Source organism: Aerococcus sp. Group 1 (assembly GCF_000193205.1).
GTDB classification, from domain to species: domain Bacteria; phylum Bacillota; class Bacilli; order Lactobacillales; family Aerococcaceae; genus Aerococcus; species Aerococcus urinae_A.
The window spans coordinates 1200378-1215860 of record NC_015278.1 but is presented as its reverse complement, the minus strand read 5'-3'; the positions used below and the strand labels follow the sequence as shown (position 1 = coordinate 1215860).

The following is a 15483-nucleotide window of genomic DNA, read 5'->3' as shown; positions in this document are numbered from 1 at the left end:
ACTGCTAAAAGATTTACAATTAAATGCTAAAATCAACCAGACTGATCTCTATAAATTTTTAGCCTTTGATGAAGAGACCACAAATAAAATGCTAAAAGAGAGCTACCGCTTAGCTGCAGCCATTGTTTATCTTTGTCAATTATTCATTGACCGCATGCAAGCAGAAATGTTTGAAGAAAAGCAGCTGGACTTTCAAGCCATTGAATTATATACTTATCAAATTTTATCTCCGACTGATCCCGATAAAAATGAAGCTCTGCTTTATTATCAGTCCCGCTTTAAAGAAGTCATGGTCGATGAGTATCAAGACGTCAATGGCCTGCAAGAGGCGATCATTCAAGCGGTTAGTCAAGAAGATCGCTCCTATAATCGCTTCATGGTAGGGGATGTGAAGCAAAGTATCTATCGCTTCCGCTACGCCGACCCTAAATTATTTATGGACAAGTACCAGCGCTATGCTAACTTTGACGAGCAAACGCCGCCTTTTGAGGAGCCTTCTTATCGAATCAATCTAGCGGAAAATTTCCGTAGTCGCCCTGAGATTTTAAGCTTTGTCAACTTTGTGTTTTCTCAATTAATGGACGAAAAAATCGGTGGAGTCGATTATCTTTCTGAAGGACAGTTAAGTGTAGGAGCCACTTGGTACCCAGACCTAGAAGGCTATGAAACGGAAGTCTTATTAGTTGAAGAAAATGAGGATTACCGTCAAAGCTTGGATAGCAATCAAGAACTGTCTCGAACTGAACTCCAAGCAGAAGTGATTGCCCAAAAAATAACTTCGCTCATGCAAAAGGGCTTTAAGATTTATGATAAGGATGCAACTAGTGAAGATAAGATGCGCCCGCTATGCTATAGTGATATTGTGATTTTAGGAAGCAATCGTACTTTTTATCAGGATTTAGAAAACATTTTCACTCAATACGATATTCCGATTATGCAAGATAAAAAGCAAAATTATTTCCAACGGACTGAAATTATGACCATGGTAGGGCTGTTGAAATTAATTGATAATCCTTACCAAGATATTCCTTTGGCCGCAGTATTACGGTCACCAATTATCGGCTTGACTGAACCAGAAATGGCCAAGATACGCATTGCTGAGCGCGAGGGGACTTATTTTGAAGCGGTCCAATCTTATGTTGAATCTCATCAAAATGAAAAGGATAATGACCTACTCAATAAACTCCAACAATTGCTCGATTGGCTCCAGTTCTGGCGTAGTTTCACTAAAGAGCATTCGATAGCTCAATTAATTTGGCAAATCTACCAAGATACAGGCTATTTAGACTATGTGAGTGGGATGACCAATGGTTTACAGCGCGAAAGTAATTTACATGGCTTATATAAGAGAGCTTATGATTTTGAGGAAAATCAATTCAGGGGTCTTTTTCAATTTATCCGTTTCATTGAAAAAATGCAGGAACGCGAGAAGGACTTAGAAAGCCCACAGACCATCGATCTCAATCAAAATACAGTTCAATTAATGACCGTCCATGCCAGTAAGGGACTAGAATTCCCTGTGGTTTTTTACTTCAATATGGCTAAGGGATTCAATGTCGACGATCTGAAGAATGAACTGTTGATTAATGACCAAATAGGTATTGGGGTTAAAGTCAGAGACCGTTTCAATGGCATTAGCTATAGCAATCCGATTCGTTTGCTGGCTGAACACTATGAACGTCTTGAACTTAGTGCAGAGGAACAACGTAAGTTATATGTGGCCTTAACCCGGGCTGAGCAAAAACTTTATCTAGTAGGCGCGACAGAAGCCCGAGATAAATCTTTTGATCAATGGATTAAATGGGCCAACTTGAGTCAAAAAAATCAGGTCATCGATGAGAGTTTACGCGCTATTTCTAATCAAAGCGATAATATCCAAAAATGGATCGGAACTGCAATTGCTCGTCATCCTGATTTTAGAAATAAAAGTCATTATGACCAGGCACCCCAATCTAGCTATCAAAGCGTGACTACGGATTTTCATATCCAGGTGGTCAATGAGGAAGAACTCTTAACCCACACAGCCTTTCAAAATATTCAGCTTGCGCCCGAAAAGGCAAGTGTTGAGGGAGAGAATGCTCAAACAGAGATTATTTCATCGCCCTTGGATTATGATTATCTTTATCAGGAAGCTAGTCAGACGAGTAGTTATCAGTCAGTGTCGGAATTAAAGCGGCTATTTGAGGAACCAGAAGATGGCCGTCAAATGCAGTGGCGCTATTCAAATAGTCAGAGTGAAGCAGTGCAAGGTCTGCGGTTTACTCCGAGTCACTATCCCGCTCCAGAATTTATTCAGAGTCAAGCGGTGCATAGTCCTAGTGAGCATGGCTCAGCCGTTCATTTACTTCTCCAAGCCATGGACTTAAAGGCTATGCCTAGTTTCGACTCACTATCCGAAAGCTATAAGGACTTAGTTGCTAAGGGCCTGCTCGAAGAAAGTAGTTTAAGTGAGGCTGATTTACAGCAGCTATTGGCTTTCTTTGAAACACCTATGGGTAAAAGAATCATTCATCCTAAGAGCCAAGTTTACCGGGAACAGCCTTTTTCCTATCTACTGCCTTATCGCCAACTAAAGTCCTCTACTGGTCTAACCCCCAATGATAAGGTCCTCATTCACGGAATCATTGATGGATTTCTCATTGATGAAAATGACCAGGTATGGCTGTTTGACTATAAAACCGACCATATTGGCTATTTACCCGCTAAAGAGCAAAGGCAAACCCTGTTGAAACGCTACCGTGTCCAAATGTCACTTTATAAAAAAGCTTTAACTTCAATTTTAGAACGACCGGTGGATTATGCGGTCTTGATAGCCCTGGATTCTTTAGAGACTTTCCTGGTGGAATAAAAATTAAATAAATCTTGCTTTAAAGGGGATAAACATGCTATAATAACTTTTGTTGAAAAGAGCATGTTTGTTCTGCGGGTGTAGTTTAGTGGTAAAACTGCAGCTTCCCAAGCTGTCGTCGCGAGTTCGATTCTCGTCACCCGCTTTATATTGACTATTAAAGTGAGACAGGCTTGTCTCACTTTTTATTTGTATTTAAAAGGATAAAAGGAGAGTTAATGTGAAATACTATGCGGTAAAAAAAGGGCGGAAAACTGGAATTTTCACTGATTGGCCAACTTGTAAAAAAGCCATCGATAAGTACCCCAGTGCCGTCTATAAATCCTTTAGCAGTCAAGCAGAGGCGGAAAACTTTTTAAGTGATCAAGGTAGTCAATCTGTCAAGGTCGATTTCAATGACCAAGTTCTAGCTTATGTTGATGGCAGCTTCATGACTGCCAATAATCGTTATGGATTTGGTGGAATTCTCATTTATCGAGGGAAAGAATATACCTTCTATGGTGGCGGCGATGATCCAGAATTAGTTAAAATGCGCAATGTTGCTGGGGAAATGATGGCCAGTATGCGGGCTGTAAAGGCGGCAATTAAATTAGAAGCTAAAGAAGTCCTTATTCATTTTGATTATCAAGGAATTGAAAAATGGGTCAATGGCGATTGGCAAGCTAAGAATGAATTTACTCAGTCTTACCGTCAATTCATGTTAGATAAAGAAAAAGAAATTAGGATTCATTTTGTTAAGGTCAAGGCCCACTCAAACGATCATTATAACGATATTGCAGACCAGCTTGCTAAGAAGGGTGCACTTAACTAAAATAAGTTAAAGGAGTTCTATCATGTTTTTTTATCTCTTAAGCGTTATCTTAGTGATTATTGATCAAATGATAAAAGCGTGGACGGTGAACCATATCGCCTTAAATGAAACGATCCCTTTTATTCCTAATCTTTTATCCTTACATTATTTACAAAACCGTGGAGCAGCCTGGGGAATGCTTGCTGGTCATATGTGGCTATTTATTCCCATTACTTTACTCGTTAGTGGCCTAATCATTTATTATTACCATTATGACAATGTCCGCCATCCCTTATATGTGACTAGCTTATCCTTATTGCTTGCAGGGGCTGTAGGAAATTTTATTGACCGTGTTCGCTTGGGCTATGTCGTGGATATGTTTAAACTAGAGTTTATGGATTTTCCCGTTTTTAATTTTGCGGATACTTGTTTAAGTTTGGGAGTAATTTTCTTTATCATTTACTTATTATTCTTTGAATCAAAAGAGGAGTGATTTCATGCTTAAGAAAAGCTATGAATATCATGGTGATCAGAGTCTGCGTTTGGATCGTTATTTGAGTCAGCGTTTAGATAGTTATAGCCGTAGTGAGATAGCCCAATGGATTAAAACGGGTCAAGTGAAAGTGAATAAGCAAGTAGTTAAGCCCAGTTACCGTTTAAACCCTATGGATAAGATCTCCTTAGCGATTGAGGAAGAGCAGAAGCTTCCGATAGAGGGAGAGTCGCTGGATCTTGACATCGTTTATGAAGATAAAGACCTGCTAGTGATTAATAAAGCCAAAGGGATGGTCGTTCATCCCTCCAAGGGCCATTTAAGCGGGACCTTGGTTAATGCCTTATTAGCCTATGCCCAAAAAAATCATTTTACATTGAGCGACTTGGGCGATTATTATCGACCAGGAATTGTTCATCGTCTAGATAAAGATACCAGTGGTCTAATGGTAGTCGCTAAATCAGACCCAGCTTATCAAGCTTTGCTGGAAGACTTGGCTAATCATCAATTGGATAGAAAATACCTTGCCCTGATTTATGGTCATTTACCGGATAAGCAGGGGACGATTGATATTCCCTTGCGCCGTCATCCTAAAGACCGGATGCGCTATGTGGGTGACCCTCTGGGAAAAGAAGCAGTGACCCATTTCAAGCAAATCGCTCAAGTGGAAAACTATGCCTTGCTGCGATTAAGTTTGGAAACTGGCCGTACCCACCAAATTAGGGCCCACTTAGCTTACTTGGACCATCCTGTTGTTGATGACCCACTCTATGCCAAAGCCTATCAGCAGCGTTTTTTTAGTCAGCAGGGACAATGTCTCCATGCCTATGGACTATCATTCAATCACCCGATCACTAAAGAAAAACTTAGCTTTCAGGTTAAGCCGCCTAAGACCTTTATGAACATATTGCATAAGGCCTTACCTAACTATGATTTACACTTGGAAAAATAAAAGCCTCGGAGTTTATAAATTTTCTTAAACTTGGCAAGTCAGATAATTTTTAGTACAATAAAAAAGATGTTTATATAGAGGGGGAAATCATTCATGTCAAATTTCGCTTGGATTATTATTATCATTATTACTTTGATTATCGGTATGATCTTAGGTTTCTTTATTGCTCGTCGTTATATGATGAACTATTTCCAAGATAACCCACCAATTTCAGCTGATATGATCCGGACTATGATGGCACAAATGGGGCAAAAGCCATCCGAAAAACGTGTCCAACAAATTATTAATTCTATGAAAAAAACGAAAAAATAATAATAAGGAGGTTGGAGGAATTCCAGCCTCTATTTGTTTTATGCTTTTTAAAAAGGCTAGCTTAGCTGATGCTTGAAAATCCTAGCGAGGTGACAAAAATGTGGTTTTATAACTTTATGGCTTACTTGGTTAAAGGCTTACTTCGAATTGTCAATGGAAAACCAGAACTTTCCTACCATGAGGACTATGATCCTGATCAACAATATTTAATTGTTGCTCCCCACCGCAGTATACTTGATCCGGTAATTATCGGCATCCATACCTTACCTAAACCGGTTCATTTCTTAGCTAAGCAGGAGCTATTTTCATCTGCCTTGGTGAATTGGTGCTTAGACCACTTAGGTGTTATGCCAGTCGATCGAGAAAATCCTAGCATGGCTTCCTTAAAAGCGGCGGTAGCCGAACTCAAAAAGGGTGAAGATAACGTTGGACTTTTTCCTACTGGCTCTCGTTATTCGACAGAAATTAAGGATGGGGCAGCTGTATTGGCAAAAATGGGCAAGGTTAACATTTTACCCGTTGCCTACCAAGGCCCGATTCATATTTCTGGACTCTTTTCAAGAAAGGCAAAAAATCGGGTAAAGTTCAGAGTGGGAAAACCCATCTATTTGCCTGCTGGTAAGAAGCTATCAAAAGAAGACCTCAAGGACATCGATCAGCAAATTGGGCAGGCTTTTCAAGTAATCGATCGAGAGATTGACCCTAACTATCATTATGATCTTGAAGCAGCTATTCGGGAACGGGATCGAAAATAAGTAAGCCTACCGAGTCTGGGAAAAAAGTCCCAGACTCTTTTCAAAATACGGACCTTCTAATCAAAATGTGTTTCAAAAGTCAGCTCTGACGTCCACTTCACACAGGGTGTGAGACTTGGATGATTGGAACAAGTCAGAAACAAGCGAAACAGTCGCTGATTTCTGACTTGTGAAATCACTCCAAGTCTGCCAAGTCGAGCCCAACGACGAACTATGTGCGATAGGCTTGCGCCTATCTTCCATAGTTTGTTCCAGTTGCTATAGCTGTTCGAAGCGCAAGCGAGTTACAGATATAGTATGCGTAGCTCTTCAGGGCTATTTTGACTTTTGTCACACTCTCTTGCTTATCCTTTATTGAAGTTTAATCGTTAGAATGATCTCTTTAAATAATTTAGCAGTATTTTTTTGCTAGTTGACTAGATAGACCCCAAAATATAATTATAATATGTGATTTAGGGCAGTAAGGGCTGCCTTTTTTTATAGAAGTAAATAGTAAAAAAATAAATAATCTTTTTATTTAATTTGTATCTTGGTGAAATTCCCAAGATTTTATCATGTTTTCATGATAAGATATTAAAAATACTTTAATGAAGGAAGGTTAATTTATGCAGAATTTAAAAATTAAGGATATCTTTAATCAAGTTTTAAATGGGGCATCAACAGGTATTGTTATCGGTTTGATTCCTAGTGCCATACTAGGCGCATTAACTCGGTCTTGGCTAAGTACACCAGGCGTTTTGGCTGACTTTGCTGGCTCTATTCAAGCTTTTCAATTTGCCGTACCTTTTTTAGTCGGTCTCTTTGCGGCCTTGCAGTTAAATATGAAGGGCATGGAAACAGCAGCATTAGCAGGAGCTGCTTTTTTAGGGAGTGGAGCAGCTCGCTTAGTCGATGGGGCTTGGGCACTTAAAGGAACGGGAGACTTAATCAACACCATTATCACCGTCTTTATTGCTGCTATTTTTATTAAACTTTATAATAATCGTTGGCAAAGTCTCAACATTGTGGTTCTTCCTTTACTGGGAGGAATTTTACCCGGTTTTATTGGCCGTTTAATCCTACCTTTGGTTAGTCAACTGACATTACTTTTAGGCCAGGGGATTGCTCATCTCACAGAGATTCAACCATTAATTATGGCTATTTTAATCGCAATTGCCTTTGCCATTATTATTGTTACGCCTCTGTCTAGTGTTGCGATTGCTTACGCGGTATCCATTAGTGGTCTAGCGGCTGGGGCAGCTAACTTAGGAATTGTAGCGGTTGTATTTACTTTTCTCTATGCTTCTTCACGAGTTAACAGTAATGGGATTACTTTTTCATTATTATTTGCTGGGCCAAAATTATTTATGGCCAATTACTTACAAAACCTAAAAATGACCCTACCTATTGTGATTAATGCAGGGGTAGTAGGACTCTTTGGTTATTTATTTAATATTCAGGGAACTACTGAATCAGCTGGTTTTGGTATCACGGGTCTATCTGGACCAATCAATGCCTATTATTTTATGGATGATAATGCAGTGGTTAATATTTTGGTCCTCTGCCTAACATATGTAGTAGTGCCTTTGGCGATTTCTATTATTACCCATCAGACATTTACCCGTATGGGGGTTTATGATGAAAGTATTTATGTTTACCATGCTCCAGAACACTAAGAACGAATAGAAGAAGTCAATACTTTTAGGAAAGTGAGTCTGGGACAAAAGTCTCAGACTCTTTTCAAAATACGAATTATCTAATCAAAACGTGTTCCAAAAGTCAGCCCTGACATTCACTTCACACAGAGTGTGAGACTTGGCAACTAGACTTGGATGATTGGAGCAAGTCAGAATAAAAGCGAAGCATTCGCTTGTTTCTGACTTGTGAAATCAGTCCAAGTCTGCCAAGTCGAACCCAACGACGAACTATGTGCGATAGCCTTGTGCCTATCTTCCATACTTTGTTCCAGTTGCTATAGCTGTTCGAAGCCAAGAGCGAGTTACAGATATAGTATCCGTAGCTCTTCAGGGCTCTTTTGACTTTTGTCACACTCTCCCTGTTGTTTTTAATTGGGTCTTTTAAAAGATAGGTGAAAAGGCTTGTTTAATTTTTATTTATGACATATGATAAGTAGGTAAAATACTATTAATTAGGGGAGCCACGGCTGAGAGGATTGATATCGACCCTGTAACCTGATCAAGGTAATGCTTGCGTAGGTAGTCTTTTTTTGTGCTCTCCTTTATCTTTTAGGAGGGATTTTTTTGACTAAGAAATCAAGTCCATTGATTTTAGTAACGGTAGCGATGTTTGTGGCCATTGGGGTGGTTATTTCACCGATTTTTCGCATCGAGGGCTTTGCTCCTACTGCCCACTTTGTTAATGTAGTTTGTTCGGTCTTATTGGGCCCTTGGTATAGTTTGTTAAATGCCATTCTGACTGCAATTATTCGGATGAGTCTTTTTTCGGTGCCTCCATTAGCACTTACTGGCCAAGTTTTTGGTGCTGTGCTTTCGGGAATACTATATCGTCTCTTTAATGGTTCTATCCTTGCCTGTGTGCTTGGTGAAATTATCGGTACCGGGATTATCGGAGCTATTGCTTCTTATCCAGTAATGGCGCTTCTATTGGGAAAAACAGGAATTACTTGGCTGTTTTATGTTCCTAGTTTTCTAATTGCAACAATTATTGGTGGTGTCTTAGCTTATTTCTTCTTAGCCACCTTGCGGCAAACCGGTTTGCTTTATAAAATGCAAAAACGCCTAGGAGTCAATGTTTATGACTCATCTAAGAAAAAGGCTTAAATTCGTCATAGTTAAAGCTAAAGTTCTCAATTTTTTCTGCGCCTTTAGCTATTATCTGTTATTATAAGATCACAAGAGTGAATAAGAGAATAGAGAATTAGGAGCTTTTTAATGGATAATTTAATGGAAGAAATACTGATTCCCCAAGCGGAATTATTAGAACGTATCGAAGAATTAGCCAAGGACATTGCTAAAGAGTATCAAGATAAGAATCCTTTACTCGTTTGTGTCTTAAAAGGGGGGATGCCCTTTATGGCTGATTTAATGAAACAAATGGATATCCTACTTGAAATTGACTTTATGGATGTTTCTAGCTACGGTGATGCCTTTGAATCCAGTGGCGAAGTCAAAATAATAAAAGATTTATCGGTTCCTGCAAAGGGGCGTCATATCTTGTTTGTTGAAGATATCGTTGATACAGGGAGAACTTTAACCTATTTGTATAAGGTCTTAAAATCCCGCCAGGCAGCTTCCATAAAAACCGTTTCTTTATTAGATAAACCGAGTCGGCGCAAAAAGGACTTTCAGGCCGACTGGATCGGCTTTGAAATTCCGGATAAGTTTGTTGTCGGTTATGGCCTAGACTATAAGGGCCAATTGAGAAACTATCCTAATATTGCTGTTTTAAAAGAAGAAGTCTATTCTTAACCACATATTCTTACTTATAAGAGAAACTGGGCTTTCGTCCCAGTTTTTTCTTATTATTAGCTAAGTTAGCTAAGGCTATCAGGACTGATTGGAAAAGATCATGATTGGATGAGCTATCTGTGATTTATTTTCCTTGGTAACTATATTATTCTGTAAGATAGAATTATTTAACATAGAAAAGAGGTATAAAATGAAAGAAGCACTCAAATTTGCCTTTCCTAAAACGATCCCGATTATGATGGGATATTTATTTTTGTCATTATCCTTTGGTTTATTAGCAACGAGTTCAGGAATTCACCCCTGGTTAACTATTTTAATGAGTCTAATTGTTTATGGGGGGTCGATTCAATTTGCCGGCATTAATGTCTTATTGGGAGCCTATGATCCCTTTGCCGCTTTTATGTTGGCTGTTATGGTAAATGCTAGACACATGTTTTATGGAATTACCATGTTGGAAAGTTATCAGTCCCTAGGTTGGAAAAAATATTATAGCATTTTTGCTTTGTCTGATGAAACCTTTTCACTTACGGCTTCGGTTAAGGTTCCCGGTCATATTGACAAGTCTTGGGTCTACTTTTTGATCAGTTTATTAGATCAGTTTTACTGGATTATTGGAACAGTTCTAGGGATTTTCTTAGGAAATTTTATCAGCTTTAGCCTAAGAGGAATTGAATTTATTTTAACAGCCTTGTTTGTAAGTATTTTTGTCGACCAATGGCAAGGAAGCGCTAACCATAGGCCACAAATCATTGCCCTAGCCACTGGCTTAATTAGTTTATTTATTTTTGGTCCTAACAGCTTCTTGATTCCTGCAATGTTAATCATTATTGCTATATTCTTTTTTATTTTTATACGTGAGGAGGAAGAAAGATGAGTTTTAACCAACAGTTAATAACAGTCATTCTCTTGGCCTTGGGAACAGCCTTAACCCGTTTTATTGTCTTTGTGGTTTTTTCGAAAAACCAAGTTCCTCCTCGCTTTGTCACTTATTTGGGTAAAGTCCTTCCTGCCGCTGCGATTAGCCTTTTAGTGGTTTATTCCTTACAATCAAGTAACCCCTTGGCTTATCCTTATGCCTTGCCTGAGCTGATTGCCATCCTTGTGACAATCCTGCTTCAGGCTAAGACCCACCGCTCTTTACTGAGTATCGCTGGCGGAACCCTGTCTTATATGTTCTTAGTTCAAGTGCTTTTTCCGTAATTCTTTAAAAGTTAAGCTAGGGAAGAGTTAATAACATAATGTAATAAAACACGGACTATCTATTCAAAACCTGCTCCAAAAGTCAGCCCTGACGTCCACTTCACGAACTATGTGCGATAGTTTTGCAACTATCTACCATAGTTCGCTCCAGTTGCTATAGCTGTTCGAAGCGCAAGCGAGTTACAGATATAGTATGCGAAGCGGTTCAGGGCTCTTTTGACTTTTGTCACACTACCGTTTTTTAATAGTTTTTAGCAATGTCACTTAACATAAACTTTTCTTCGAGTTCTCCTTGGTATTTTATACCCAAATGATGAAAGGCTTTGTCTAGGGCGTGGTACATTTTTTGGAAATATTTGACTTCCATATTACTTCCCATATGGGCGATTCGTAGCAGCCTTTCGCCTTGGGGCCCGTCGCCTTTAGTAATTAAAATATCTTCGTCCCTTACTAATTTCATCACATCCAGGCTTGCAACTGATTCAGGGAGTAAAACACTGGTTAATGTATTTGAGGCATGGTCTTTAGCATATAGTTCAAAACCGGCTTCTTTAAATAATTGTCGGGTAGCTTCAGCCCATTTTTGATGCTTGTTGGCAAAATCACTGTCAATCGCTTGTTGAATAGCTACATCCATGGCGTAAATGGCCTGTTCATTCATTGTATAAGGAAAGTCGAAGTGCGGGTCGTCAAAGCTGAGATAAGATTGGAAATTGGCGTAAAAGCTAGGGATAGGGGAATGACGATTTTCCATATGCTCTATAGCGCGTTTAGAAAGGGTGACACTAGCCAAGCCTACAGGAGCGGAAAAGCATTTTTGACTACCACCAAGTAAGACATCCACTTTAGCTTGGTCAAAGTTAATATATTCGCCGCCAATTGCGGAAACTGAATCGACTATAGAGAGAATATCATAGCTATTTAAGATTTGACCGATGCCATGAATATCATTAGTGATGCCGGTGGGGGTTTCACAATGGACGAAAGTTGCCACCTGAAAATCGTGGTTGTCTTCTAGAAAGGCTTTTAAGTCATTCAAATCAATCCCACGGCGCCAGTCACTTTCATAAAGCACAACCTCTGCCTTAACAAAGTTGACAAAGTCTTGAAAGCCTTGACCATAAACCCCGTTACTAATCACCAAAACCCGGTCTCCTGGTTGGATGATAGAATTGACAGCAGCTTCTAGAGCCAATAGGGCTTCGCCCACCATAAAAAAAGAGACGGCCTTGGTATGTAATAACTGTGATATCTTGTTTTCAATCTGACGTTGATATTGGGTGTACTGGTGGTCAATATCAGGATTAGTTTTTATTTGACTATAGGCTTTAAGAACGGCTTGGGAGATATGAGTGGGTCCGGGACACAAGTTTAACATACGATCATACCTTTCTAATGAGTAATCATTATCTCAAGTATAGCAAACATTTGACATAAAGAAATAGTTATCGCTATACTAAAGAAAAGGAATTTGTGAAAGGGCTTTCTACGTGAGATAATGTAGTTGTGAAAACAAACACAATATTTTTAGAAGGAGTGACTCAAATGTCAGTTGTTGAGACTAAAGTTGAGAATAAAGTGGGTAAAATTATTCTAAGAAATGACCCCTTAAATATCTTAGAAATGGAACACTTACAAATGATCGAAGATGCTGTTCATGAAATGGATAACAATGATGATGTGAGTGTTATTTACTTCACAATGGTTATGCAAAAGGAAGGCAAAATCTTCTCAGCTGGGATGGACCTCGATGAAATGTTAGCAACTCAAGAGGAAGAAAACGGGATTGAAAATTACTGTAAAGTGTCTAAACGTAACTACTCCTGCTTCTACTATGCTAAAAAACCGGTTATCTATGTTTATGATGGCATTGTTCGCGGTGGCGGTTGCGAAATGTCACTCTTTGCTGACTACCGGATTGCTGGGGAAAAATTAAATATTGCTTTACCAGAAATTGGCATTGGTATTATCCCAGGTGGTGGCGGTACCCAAACACTTCAACGTTTAATTGGTGTTGCTAATGCGAAATCATTAATTTATACCGGCAGACCATTGAAAGCTGAAGAAGCTAAAGAAGTTGGCTTAGTTCAAAATGTCTTTCCATCTGACAGCTTGCAAGAAGAAGCAACTAAGATTGCTGAAAAAATGGCTAAGAATTCCCCACAAGGTTTACAAGCGGCTAAACGTGCCATTAATGATGGGGCTCACCTACCTATCGATGAAGCTCTAGCCTTTGAAACCGAAGTCTTCGTTGATAACTTTAAAACAGAAGATGCTGCTGAAGGGATTAAAGCTTTCAAAGAAAAACGTGAACCTAACTACAAAAACCGTTAGTCATTTAAGGATTAAGGTATAGTTAACAAGAAAAAAGCTCCCCCAAACTTTGTAGTGACCCCCAAAAGTTGGACTAAGAATTCAACTTTTGGGGGTTATTTTTATGTCTAAATATTCATTAGAATTTAAACTGAATTTAGTAGGAGACTATATTGCGAAAAAAGGAAGTTATCGAACCTTAGCTAATAAAGCAGGAATAGATCCTTCTATTTTACGAAGGTGGGTTAATAACTATTATGAATTTGGTGTAGATGGTTTAAAGAAAAGGCGGACTCAACAGGTTTATACTGTTGAATTCAAATTAAATGCGATAGAATTGTATGAAAGTACGGAAATGAGTTATCGCGAATTGGCCAATTCATTAAACATGAATAATCCAAGTCTAATCGCTAATTGGCGAAGAGCTTATCATGAAAGAGGACTTGATGGCCTTTCCGCGAGGAAAGGAAGGCCACCTAAAGTGTCTAAAAAGAAATCACAAATCAATCAAATAAAGGATAGCAGCGAAACCAATCAGTTAAGTGAAGCAAAAATAAAGGAACTTGAACAACGGATTACGGATTTAGAAATTGAGAACAAATTTTTAAAAGGATTGAGGAGACGTGTGGCTCAAAGAGTCAAGCGAGAAAAGAAGAAATAGTGACCGAAATCACACGTCTCCATGATGAAAAATATGCTTTAAAAGATATTCTTAGCGTTTTAAAGTTTCCTAAATCGACCTACTTTTATTGGAAAAATAAAGATGAGGAAATTGATAAGGATGCCGATTTAAAAGAGGAAATGAAAGACATCAGAGAAACCCATAAGGATTATGGTTATCGAAGAATGCGAGCTGAACTGCTTTCCCGTGGTTATAAGGTCAGTAAAAACAAAGTTCAACGCCTAATGAAAATTATGGGGATACAGGTCACTAGCTATACTAGAAAGACAAGAAAATATAATTCCTACAAAGGAACGATTGGAGAGATAGCGCCAAATCGTATCAACCGGCGGTTTGATTCGACCATTCCTTATCAAAAATAACAACAGACACAACAGAATTTAAATACTACTATGCCGATGATTCTGGGAATTATCAAACTGGAAAACTCTATTTAGATCCTTACATGGATCTATTTAATCGAGAAATTATTTCTTTTAAGATAACACATCAGCCTAATGGACAAAGCATGTTGGAGGGGCTACAAGCTGCCATTGAAGCAAGTAAATTATGTCCATACAGAAGAACCTTTCATTCTGATCAGGGCTGGGCCTATCAAATGAAAAGTTACACCCGGCTCTTGAAGGATCACCGAATTTTTCAAAGTATGTCTCGTAAAGGAAATTGCTTAGATAATTCGCCAATGGAGAATTTCTTTAGTCTACTAAAACAAGAAGTCTACTATGGTCGGACTTATCATTCCTTTGAAGAATTAGCACAAGCGATTGAAGATTTTATAATCTATTACAATGGTGAAAGAATCAAAGAAAAATTAGATTTTAGGAGTCCTATAGAATTTCGTCTTCATCACGCTTCTTTCGCCGCTTAATGATTACACATAAACTTTAAACTTATCAAGAGCCGCTACGCTCTTCCTCTTGACAAGTTTAAATTTCTGAGTAAATGTGTCGGCAAGAAATAAGCAAGAACTGTAAGCAACAAAAAAGAGCTGGCCAAAGGCCAACTCACTATATATAAAGTCCAACTTATTGGGGTCACCATACTTTGTATAAGTCGGGGGAGCTTTTTATTAGTCTTTATTGGTGGAGAAGGTAAATTTAGGGCTGAGTTTGCGAAGAATATCCGTTGATGTTTGAATAAATTCAACGATGGTTGGCGCTAGTGAACGATCTTGACGATGAGAGAATACATAGTCACACTTAAAAATATCACTATCAAAAACAAAGACATTACAGTCATTAAAAGTTGGCCAAGACATTCCTGTAACCGGTACAAAGGTAGCCCCTACTCCTTTTCTTGTTAAACCGACTGCCGAATAGACAGTGGAAGTTTCCAAAATGACATTCTGTTTTAGCCTTTTACGGTTATAAAATAAATCCACTAAGCGTCTTAAACCAAAATTATGGGGGAGTAAGACGAGGGGGAGATTATCTAATTTTTCAAGATCGTAGGGGAAATGGGTGATCTCGCTTCCATATTTCTCTTGGTAGAGTGGGTTATTTTTAGGGACAATCAAATACATCTGGTCGCTATAGATATAGTGATGTTGAAAAGCATTGTTTTCCATAGGAGCCATTTCAAAAGCGATATCAATCATGTGATTTTCGATTAAAGAATCAATGGTATCGGCATCCTCTTCATAAAATTCAAATTTAATTTCGGGATTTTTATCAAGAAAGGGTGGAATAATTAAAGGTAAGATACTACTAC

Annotated in this window: 14 protein-coding genes, 1 tRNA gene, 1 pseudogene and 1 riboswitch; of the genes and pseudogenes, 14 read left to right on the top strand and 2 right to left on the bottom strand. The window is 38.6% G+C overall.

Going from position 1 to position 15483, the window contains the following annotated elements; all coding sequences use genetic code 11:
- The first annotated feature begins 1 nt into the window (after window position 1).
- The 12 genes from addA (at window position 2) to HMPREF9243_RS05565 (ending at window position 10778) form a co-directional block, all read left to right on the top strand.
- A complete protein-coding gene (gene addA / locus HMPREF9243_RS05620; protein ID WP_081456647.1) occupies window positions 2–2848 on the top strand; it encodes a helicase-exonuclease AddAB subunit AddA in 2847 nt (948 codons plus the stop codon).
- 74 nt (window positions 2849–2922) lie between these two features.
- Window positions 2923–2993, top strand: a tRNA-Gly gene (locus HMPREF9243_RS05615).
- Between the two features lie 75 nt (window positions 2994–3068).
- The gene (locus tag HMPREF9243_RS05610) at window positions 3069–3659 is read left to right on the top strand and encodes a viroplasmin family protein (protein WP_013669821.1); all 591 of its coding nucleotides are present in this window, start codon (window positions 3069–3071) and stop codon (window positions 3657–3659) included.
- A gap of 22 nt (window positions 3660–3681) precedes the next feature.
- A complete protein-coding gene (gene lspA, locus HMPREF9243_RS05605; RefSeq protein WP_013669052.1) occupies window positions 3682–4131 on the top strand; it encodes a signal peptidase II in 450 nt (149 codons plus the stop codon).
- Between the two features lie 4 nt (window positions 4132–4135).
- Entirely contained in the window at window positions 4136–5083 is a 948-nt protein-coding gene (locus HMPREF9243_RS05600) for an RluA family pseudouridine synthase (RefSeq protein ID WP_013669134.1), read from the top strand.
- Between the two features lie 93 nt (window positions 5084–5176).
- The gene (locus HMPREF9243_RS05595; protein WP_013669734.1) at window positions 5177–5395 is read left to right on the top strand and encodes a YneF family protein; all 219 of its coding nucleotides are present in this window, start codon (window positions 5177–5179) and stop codon (window positions 5393–5395) included.
- Between the two features lie 98 nt (window positions 5396–5493).
- Entirely contained in the window at window positions 5494–6150 is a 657-nt protein-coding gene (locus HMPREF9243_RS05590; protein WP_013669807.1) for a 1-acyl-sn-glycerol-3-phosphate acyltransferase, read from the top strand.
- 605 nt (window positions 6151–6755) lie between these two features.
- Window positions 6756–7805, top strand: a complete 1050-nt coding sequence (locus HMPREF9243_RS05585; RefSeq protein WP_013669015.1) for a PTS transporter subunit IIC — start codon at window positions 6756–6758, stop codon at window positions 7803–7805.
- A gap of 465 nt (window positions 7806–8270) precedes the next feature.
- A riboswitch (TPP riboswitch) is annotated at window positions 8271–8365 on the top strand.
- Window positions 8366–8390: 25 nt separating this feature from the next.
- On the top strand, window positions 8391–8930 hold the full coding sequence (gene thiW / locus HMPREF9243_RS05580; RefSeq protein ID WP_013668690.1) for an energy coupling factor transporter S component ThiW: 540 nt from the start codon (window positions 8391–8393) through the stop codon (window positions 8928–8930).
- Between the two features lie 111 nt (window positions 8931–9041).
- Window positions 9042–9578, top strand: a complete 537-nt coding sequence (hpt, locus tag HMPREF9243_RS05575; protein WP_013669499.1) for a hypoxanthine phosphoribosyltransferase — start codon at window positions 9042–9044, stop codon at window positions 9576–9578.
- 190 nt (window positions 9579–9768) lie between these two features.
- Window positions 9769–10452: an AzlC family ABC transporter permease gene (locus tag HMPREF9243_RS05570; RefSeq protein WP_013669063.1), complete on the top strand. Its 684-nt coding sequence runs from the start codon at window positions 9769–9771 to the stop codon at window positions 10450–10452.
- Window positions 10449–10778, top strand: a complete 330-nt coding sequence (locus HMPREF9243_RS05565; protein ID WP_013669671.1) for a branched-chain amino acid transporter permease — start codon at window positions 10449–10451, stop codon at window positions 10776–10778. The genes HMPREF9243_RS05570 and HMPREF9243_RS05565 overlap by 4 nt, the downstream gene beginning before the upstream one ends.
- A gap of 241 nt (window positions 10779–11019) precedes the next feature.
- Here HMPREF9243_RS05565 and HMPREF9243_RS05560 read toward each other — a convergent pair whose 3' ends face one another.
- Complete coding sequence (locus tag HMPREF9243_RS05560) at window positions 11020–12156, bottom strand: alanine--glyoxylate aminotransferase family protein (RefSeq protein ID WP_013668703.1); 1137 nt, start codon at window positions 12154–12156, stop codon at window positions 11020–11022.
- 167 nt (window positions 12157–12323) lie between these two features.
- Between HMPREF9243_RS05560 and HMPREF9243_RS05555 the strand changes: the two genes are divergently transcribed.
- Entirely contained in the window at window positions 12324–13112 is a 789-nt protein-coding gene (locus HMPREF9243_RS05555; protein WP_013669571.1) for an enoyl-CoA hydratase/isomerase family protein, read from the top strand.
- Between the two features lie 103 nt (window positions 13113–13215).
- Window positions 13216–14641, top strand: a pseudogene (locus HMPREF9243_RS10305) (IS3 family transposase).
- 201 nt (window positions 14642–14842) lie between these two features.
- Here HMPREF9243_RS10305 and HMPREF9243_RS05540 read toward each other — a convergent pair.
- Window positions 14843–15463, bottom strand: a complete 621-nt coding sequence (locus HMPREF9243_RS05540) for a LysR family transcriptional regulator substrate-binding protein (RefSeq protein ID WP_231286972.1) — start codon at window positions 15461–15463, stop codon at window positions 14843–14845.
- Window positions 15464–15483 lie beyond the last annotated feature (20 nt).

Coding starts and splice junctions, on each gene's coding strand:
- lspA (WP_013669052.1), top strand. CDS start 3,682: ATGTTTTTTTATCTCTTAAGCGTTATCTTAGTGATTATTGATCAAATG.
- hpt (WP_013669499.1), top strand. CDS start 9,042: ATGGATAATTTAATGGAAGAAATACTGATTCCCCAAGCGGAATTATTA.
- HMPREF9243_RS05555 (WP_013669571.1), top strand. CDS start 12,324: ATGTCAGTTGTTGAGACTAAAGTTGAGAATAAAGTGGGTAAAATTATT.
- HMPREF9243_RS05600 (WP_013669134.1), top strand. CDS start 4,136: ATGCTTAAGAAAAGCTATGAATATCATGGTGATCAGAGTCTGCGTTTG.
- HMPREF9243_RS05595 (WP_013669734.1), top strand. CDS start 5,177: ATGTCAAATTTCGCTTGGATTATTATTATCATTATTACTTTGATTATC.
- HMPREF9243_RS05560 (WP_013668703.1), bottom strand. CDS start 12,156: ATGTTAAACTTGTGTCCCGGACCCACTCATATCTCCCAAGCCGTTCTT.
- HMPREF9243_RS05590 (WP_013669807.1), top strand. CDS start 5,494: ATGTGGTTTTATAACTTTATGGCTTACTTGGTTAAAGGCTTACTTCGA.
- HMPREF9243_RS05570 (WP_013669063.1), top strand. CDS start 9,769: ATGAAAGAAGCACTCAAATTTGCCTTTCCTAAAACGATCCCGATTATG.
- HMPREF9243_RS05585 (WP_013669015.1), top strand. CDS start 6,756: ATGCAGAATTTAAAAATTAAGGATATCTTTAATCAAGTTTTAAATGGG.
- HMPREF9243_RS05565 (WP_013669671.1), top strand. CDS start 10,449: ATGAGTTTTAACCAACAGTTAATAACAGTCATTCTCTTGGCCTTGGGA.